Below are 6430 nucleotides of genomic sequence, written 5' to 3'. Positions count from 1 at the left end.
GCATTACTCACCCGTTCGCCACTCGCCGGCAGGCCGAAGCCCCCGCTGCCGTTCGACTTGCATGTGTAAAGCATGCCGCCAGCGTTCAATCTGAGCCAGGATCAAACTCTTAAGTTCAATCCAACAAAGCACTCAAAGAAATCATTACTGACTTACATATGAGCACTCAATCTTTGCAACATTAAACCGCCGAAGCAGTTTCAGCCGCACCAACCAAGCACCCACACTTATCGGTTGTCCAATTTTTTAAAGAACCGCTGCGTCAGCAGCGAGAAAGAGATTCTGACAAACTACCTTCACTTCGTCAAGCACCGCAGCAAACTTTTTTGAATCCGCCGCCGCGCTAACCACCTCTTTCCGGCCTCCACCGCCGCCGCCAAATCCGCCGCAGCGCTGAAGAGGCGCGAATTATATAGACCTCAAAAACCCCGTCAAGCACTTTCGAAAAAATGCCCGGCCGCGGATATGGCGGACCGCTAATCGTAAAAGCGCCCATTTGGCGCAGCCGGCCCACTGCGCCGTCACGCTTATAGTTTAGGGGAGTCAGCTACAGGACCTGATACACGCGTAGCTCGAATCCATCACCAACATATGAGGCGTCGAGCGGCTTGAGCTTCTGCACGCTGCCGTTTCCCGTCACAAACAAGGGAACCGAGGGAGCACTGAGGGTACGCGATGGCACGACGACTCGTACCGCCTCCCCGCGCAGCAGTGGATCGCACAGCAAGACCTCGGCGGGACAGCGTCCGTCATCGACGTGCGCGACGACAGGTCTGCTCGACAGCAGCTCAAGGCCAACCAGATTGGTGTCACCACCCTGCGCCCAAGTGCGCCTCACGAGGCCGAGTTGCCAACCCTGTCCGTCGACAAGGTGGACGCCGATGAGTTGGCCGATGCGAATCGATCGGCTCGCGGTGATCGCTCCGATCCCGCTACGGCTTGCGTCACGCAGTTGCCACTCCTCCCGCGTCACGCCTGTTTCGCCCGCGAAGACGCGTTTGAGCGCTTCGATTCCAGCGACTGCCGTGAGCTTTCCGTCCAGTAGGTGGCGCCTGTGACGCCGGACCGGAGGGACCTCCGACCAGTGCCTAAGGAGATGCTCGACCGCGAGCGTCTGCAGCGATGCATCCAGGGGGTCGGACGGAGCAGACGCATCGGACGCATGACGGACGGCGAATTGGTTCAAGACCGCGGATGCGGTCAAGGGAGTGAAGAACCAGCGCCCGGGCACACTCTCGGTGACTCCGGTAATTCGGTGCGGAGCCTCGCCTCCCAGCGGATCGACGAAATGGGTGGCACCGTCGAAGCGCCCGGACTCCAGTCTCAGGACCGGCGTGACGAGGCGCAACAAGTCGTCCACGGCGCTCAGGAGTTGCGGCGCGAGGAGATCGAGCGACGCAGTGGATGCGGCGATGGCGCGCACGTAATGGAACTCGACAGACTCGTCCGCTCGCGTTCCCATCTTTGCGACGGCCGCGACCGAAGGGGCGCGCACGAACGCCATCCCCAACCAGCGCCATAACCGCGGGTGTGCCGGGCCGCTGCTGCAGAGCTCCCATATCACGCGGTCAGCCGCCGTCCGCGCGAGCCGCAGCCGCAAGTCTGCGAGGGCGTTCCGCTCCGGCACGCCGTGACTGCCCCTCTCGAATGCCTGCAGGCATCTCTCGAGGTGATCGAGCAGCGTGCCGAGAATGTCGCGACCAGCGAACAGGAGAGCGCGGCAATCGCGGTCGTCGCCGATTGCGGCGAGGATCCCGCGGGCGCTCGCCAGGCATTCGTGAACATCGTCATCCAGACTGGCGATCGCCCGATGGCACGTCTCGACCGACCCGGAGTCGAGGTGCGGAAACTTCGCAAATTCGTGATCGAGTGCGCGGAACTCCGCGAGCACTTCGACGAGCCTTGCCTGCATCGAGAGGGCTCGTGCCGTGGCATGCATGGCCTGCGTACGGCCCCTGTTCGACTCGTCTGACATGGCCCCCTCCCCTAGATCGCCACCCATCCTCTTTTGCAGCCGGATCGCCTCGATCACGAGGCTAGCACATGCATGTCAGCGCCGTTCGTGACGCCTTGTACGCTCGCGGCACGATGTAGAATCCCGGTCTCTCCGCGACGGACGCTTACATGAAACAGTACCTGGACTTGATGCGGCACGTGCTCGAGCACGGCCATCGAAAGTCGGACCGTACCGGTACCGGCACGCTGTCCGTGTTCGGCTGGCAGATGCGCTTCAATCTCGACGACGGTTTTCCGTTGCTCACGACGAAAAAGCTGCATACGCGATCGATCATCCACGAATTGCTGTGGTTCCTGCAAGGCGACACGAATATCCGCTACCTGAAGGAAAACGGCGTGTCGATCTGGGACGAATGGGCCGACGCGAACGGGGACCTCGGGCCGGTGTATGGCAAGCAGTGGCGGCGCTGGGAGACGGCCGACGGGCGGACCGTGGACCAGATCGCCGGGCTGATCGACGGGCTGAAACGCAACCCGGATTCACGCCGGCACATCGTCTCGGCATGGAACCCGGGCGAGGTCGAGGGCATGGCGCTTCCGCCCTGCCATGCGCTGTTCCAGTTCTACGTCGCGGACGGGCGCCTGTCGTGCCAGCTGTACCAGCGCAGCGCCGACATATTCCTTGGCGTGCCGTTCAACATCGCGTCGTATGCCTTGTTTACGATGATGGTTGCACAGGTGTGCGAGCTGCAGCCGGGCGACTTCGTCTGGACGGGCGGCGACTGCCACCTTTACCTGAACCACGTCGAGCAGGCCAGGCTGCAGCTGTCGCGCGATCCGCGTCCGTTGCCCAGGATGATCCTCAAGCCGGACGTGAAGGACATTCTTGCGTTCCGCTTCGAGGATTTCACGCTCGAAGGGTACGACCCGCATCCCCACATCAAGGCGGACGTCGCGGTATGAGCGCGATGCAGCCGGAAGTCGTGTTGATTGCCGCAGTCGCCCGCAACGGGGTGATCGGCCGGGACAATGCGCTGCCCTGGCGCCTGAAGGCCGATCTGGCGCACTTCAAGGCGACGACCATCGGATCCCCGATACTGATGGGGCGAAAGACATGGGAGTCGCTGGGACGGCCGCTGCCCGGGCGCCGCAATATCGTCGTGACCCGCGACGCGAGCTACGTGGCAGACGGCGCGGAGGTCTTCACGAGCCTCGACGCGGCACTCGCCGCGGTCGGCGCAGGAAAGGTCTATGTGATCGGCGGGGCCGAGATCTACCGCCAGCTGCTCGACCGCGCGGACGCCCTGGTGTTGACCGAGGTCGGAGCCGAGGTGAGCGGCGACGCCTTTTTTCCCGCTTTCGATCGCTCGCGATTCATCGAGACGAGCCGCGAATCTCACGCCGCGGATGCGGCCAACGATTTTCCGTTCGCCTTCGTCGAATACCGGCGCAAGTCCTGAATTGCGCCGGGCGCGGCGGCGGTCCGCCGCGCCCGGCAAGACACTCAGCCCTGTTTGACGCAGTCGACGAAGTAATCGACGCGCCCGTTCGATTGTTCGCGCACGAAACCGTGGATGTCGGTTTCGAAGCCGGGGAACGCAGCGTTGAAGTCGCGCGCGAACTTCAGGTAGCGGACAATTGTCGCGTTGAAGCGCTCGCCCGGGATCAGCAGGGGGATTCCCGGCGGATACGGCGTGACGAGCATCGCGGTGACGCGGCCTTCCAGTTCGTCGATGGCGACACGCTCGATCTCGCGGTGGGCCATCTTGGCGAAGGCGTCGGCGGGCTTCATCGCCGGGACCATGTCCGACAGGTACATCTCGGTGGTGAGCCGCGCGACGTCGTGGGCCTTGTAGAACGAGTGGATCTGCCCGCACAGATCCTTCAGGCCGACCTTTTCGTAGCGCGGGTGCTTGGCGATGAAGTCGGGCATCACGCGCCACAGCGGCTGGTTGCGGTCGTAATCGTCCTTGAACTGCTGCAACTCCGTCACCAGCGTGTTCCAGCGGCCCTTCGTGATGCCGATGGTGAACATGATGAAGAAGGAGTAGAGGCCAGTCTTTTCGACGATGATCCCGTGTTCGGCGAGGTAGCGCGTGAGGATGCCGGCGGGGATGCCGGATTCGTCGAAATCGCCGTCGACATCCAGGCCCGGAGTGATGATCGTCGCCTTGATCGGGTCCAGCATGTTGAAGCCCGGCGCGAGATTGCCGAAACCGTGCCAGCGCTCGCCGGCGTTGAGCATCCAGTCCTCGCGCTCGCCGATGCCTTCGTCGGGCAGGTATTCCGGCCCCCAGACCTGGAACCACCAGTCGTCGTCACCGAATTCGGCATCGACCTTGCGCATCGCACGGCGGAACTCGACCGCTTCGGACAGCGACTCCTCGACCAGGGCGGGCCCGCCCGGCGGCTCCATCATCGCCGCGGCGACGTCGCACGAGGCGATGATCGCGTACTGCGGCGAGGTCGAGGTGTGCATCAGGTAGGCTTCGTTGAAGATGTCGCGGTCGAGCTTGCGCGTCTGGGAGTCCTGCACCAGGATCTGCGACGCCTGCGACAGGCCGGCCAGCAGCTTGTGCGTGGACTGGGTGGAGAAGATCATCGACGTTTCGCAGCGCGGACGGTCGGCGCCGATGGCGTGATAGTCGCCGTAGAAATCGTGGAACGCAGCATGCGGCAGCCACGCTTCGTCGAAGTGCAGCGTGTCGATCTTGCCGTCGAGCATTTCCTTGATCGTCTCGACGTTGTACACGACGCCGTCGTAGGTCGACTGCGTGATCGTCAGGATGCGCGGCTTCTTGTTTACCGCGTCGCGCGCGAAGGGGTTGGCCGCGATCTTCCTCTGGATCGCGTCCATGCTGAACTCGGCGAGGGGGATCGGCCCGATGATGCCGTAGTGGTTGCGCGTCGGCGTCAGGAACACCGGGATCGCGCCGGTCATGATGATCGAGTGGAGAATGGATTTGTGGCAGTTGCGGTCGACGACGACGATGTCGCCGGGCGCGACCGTGGTGTGCCACACCATCTTGTTCGAGGTCGAGGTGCCGTTGGTGACGAAGTAGAGGTGATCGCAGTTGAAAATGCGCGCGGCATTGCGCTCGGACGCGGCCACGGGGCCGGTGTGATCGAGCAGCTGGCCGAGTTCCTCGACAGCGTTGCAGACGTCGGCGCGCAGCATGTTCTCGCCGAAGAACTGGTGGAACATGTGCCCGACCGGGCTCTTGAGGAACGCGACGCCGCCGGAGTGGCCGGGGCAGTGCCAGGAGTAGGAGCCGTCCGCTGCATAGTGCGTGAGCGCGCGGAAGAACGGCGGCGGCAGGCTTTCGAGATAGTTCTTGGCCTCGCGCACGACGTAGCGGGCGATGAATTCCGGCGTGTCCTCGAACATGTGGATGAAGCCATGCATCTCGCGCAGCACGTCGTTGGGGATGTGGCGGCTGGTACGCGTTTCGCCGTACAGGAAGATCGGGATGTCGGCGTTGCGGAAGCGGATTTCCTCGACAAAGGCGCGCAGGTCGGCGATGGCCTTGTCGGAGGCTTCCGGCGACGAAAACTCCTCGTCGTCGATCGACAGGATGAAGCCCGATCCCTTGCTTTGCTGCTGCGCAAAGGAGGTCAGATCACCGTAGCTGGTGACGCCCAGCACTTCCATCCCTTCGTCCTGGATCGCCTCCGCGAGGGCACGAATGCCGAGTCCGCTCGCGTTCTCGGAGCGGAAGTCCTCGTCGATGATGATGATCGGAAAATGAAAGCGCATTCCAGTGTTCTCCAGCACGCCGCCTGGCGGCAAACGGGGATCGTGCCCGAAAGAGTTTGCTCCCGCGTTACCGGAAAGCACAAAGGGCCGTCAGCCGGCCCTGTCTAAATCGCTCCGCACGCGGCGGGTCGGTTTGGGATATCAGATCTTCGGCAAGGTGACGCCGGTCTGGCCGAGGTACTTGCCGCCGCGGTCCTTGTAGGACGTTTCACATACTTCGTCCGACTCGAAGAACAGCATCTGCGCAATGCCTTCGTTGGCATAGATCTTCGCCGGCAGCGGGGTGGTGTTCGAGAATTCGAGGGTCACGTGACCTTCCCATTCGGGCTCCAGCGGCGTGACGTTCACGATGATGCCGCAGCGCGCGTAGGTCGACTTGCCGAGGCACACCGTCAGGACGCTGCGCGGGATGCGGAAGTACTCGACGGTGCGGGCGAGCGCGAAGGAGTTCGGCGGAATGATGCACACGTCGCCGACGAAGTCGACGAAGTTGCGGGCGTCGAAATCCTTCGGGTCGACGATCGTCGAGTTGATGTTGGTGAAGATCTTGAATTCGTTGGCACAACGGACGTCGTAGCCGTAGCTCGACGTGCCGTATGAGACGATCTTCCCGCCGTCGTTGTGGCGCACCAGCTCGGGTGCGAACGGCTCGATCATCCCGTGCTGTTCCGCCATGCGGCGGATCCAATTGTCGGACTTGATGGACATGGGGCGCGT

General features: G+C 63.0%; 5 protein-coding genes and 1 rRNA gene. 2 read left to right on the top strand and 4 right to left on the bottom strand.

Annotated features, from left to right (window positions below):
* Window positions 1–117: ribosomal RNA gene (locus GPA22_RS11580) — 16S ribosomal RNA — on the bottom strand; the annotation flags it as partial.
* Between the two features lie 430 nt (window positions 118–547).
* Complete coding sequence (locus tag GPA22_RS11575; protein ID WP_211169075.1) at window positions 548–1912, bottom strand: hypothetical protein; 1365 nt, start codon at window positions 1910–1912, stop codon at window positions 548–550.
* A gap of 212 nt (window positions 1913–2124) precedes the next feature.
* Between GPA22_RS11575 and GPA22_RS11570 the strand changes: the two genes are divergently transcribed.
* Complete coding sequence (locus GPA22_RS11570; RefSeq protein ID WP_169256220.1) at window positions 2125–2919, top strand: thymidylate synthase; 795 nt, start codon at window positions 2125–2127, stop codon at window positions 2917–2919.
* Window positions 2916–3416 carry a dihydrofolate reductase gene (locus GPA22_RS11565; protein ID WP_169256219.1) on the top strand — a complete coding sequence of 167 codons (501 nt, stop codon included), beginning with the start codon at window positions 2916–2918 and terminating at the stop codon, window positions 3414–3416. Before GPA22_RS11570 ends, GPA22_RS11565 begins: the two co-directional genes overlap by 4 nt.
* Before the next feature lie 44 nt (window positions 3417–3460).
* Here GPA22_RS11565 and GPA22_RS11560 read toward each other — a convergent pair whose 3' ends face one another.
* Window positions 3461–5713: an arginine/lysine/ornithine decarboxylase gene (locus tag GPA22_RS11560; RefSeq protein WP_169256218.1), complete on the bottom strand. Its 2253-nt coding sequence runs from the start codon at window positions 5711–5713 to the stop codon at window positions 3461–3463.
* A gap of 141 nt (window positions 5714–5854) precedes the next feature.
* The gene (gene dcd, locus GPA22_RS11555) at window positions 5855–6421 is read right to left on the bottom strand and encodes a dCTP deaminase (RefSeq protein WP_169256217.1); all 567 of its coding nucleotides are present in this window, start codon (window positions 6419–6421) and stop codon (window positions 5855–5857) included.
* Between the last annotated feature and the right edge of the window lie 9 nt (window positions 6422–6430).

Origin of the sequence: Aromatoleum toluvorans (assembly GCF_012910905.1) — a bacterium.
Taxonomy (GTDB): domain Bacteria; phylum Pseudomonadota; class Gammaproteobacteria; order Burkholderiales; family Rhodocyclaceae; genus Aromatoleum; species Aromatoleum toluvorans.
Note: the sequence above shows the minus strand (reverse complement) of the source record. Positions and strands in the feature narration are given on the sequence as shown.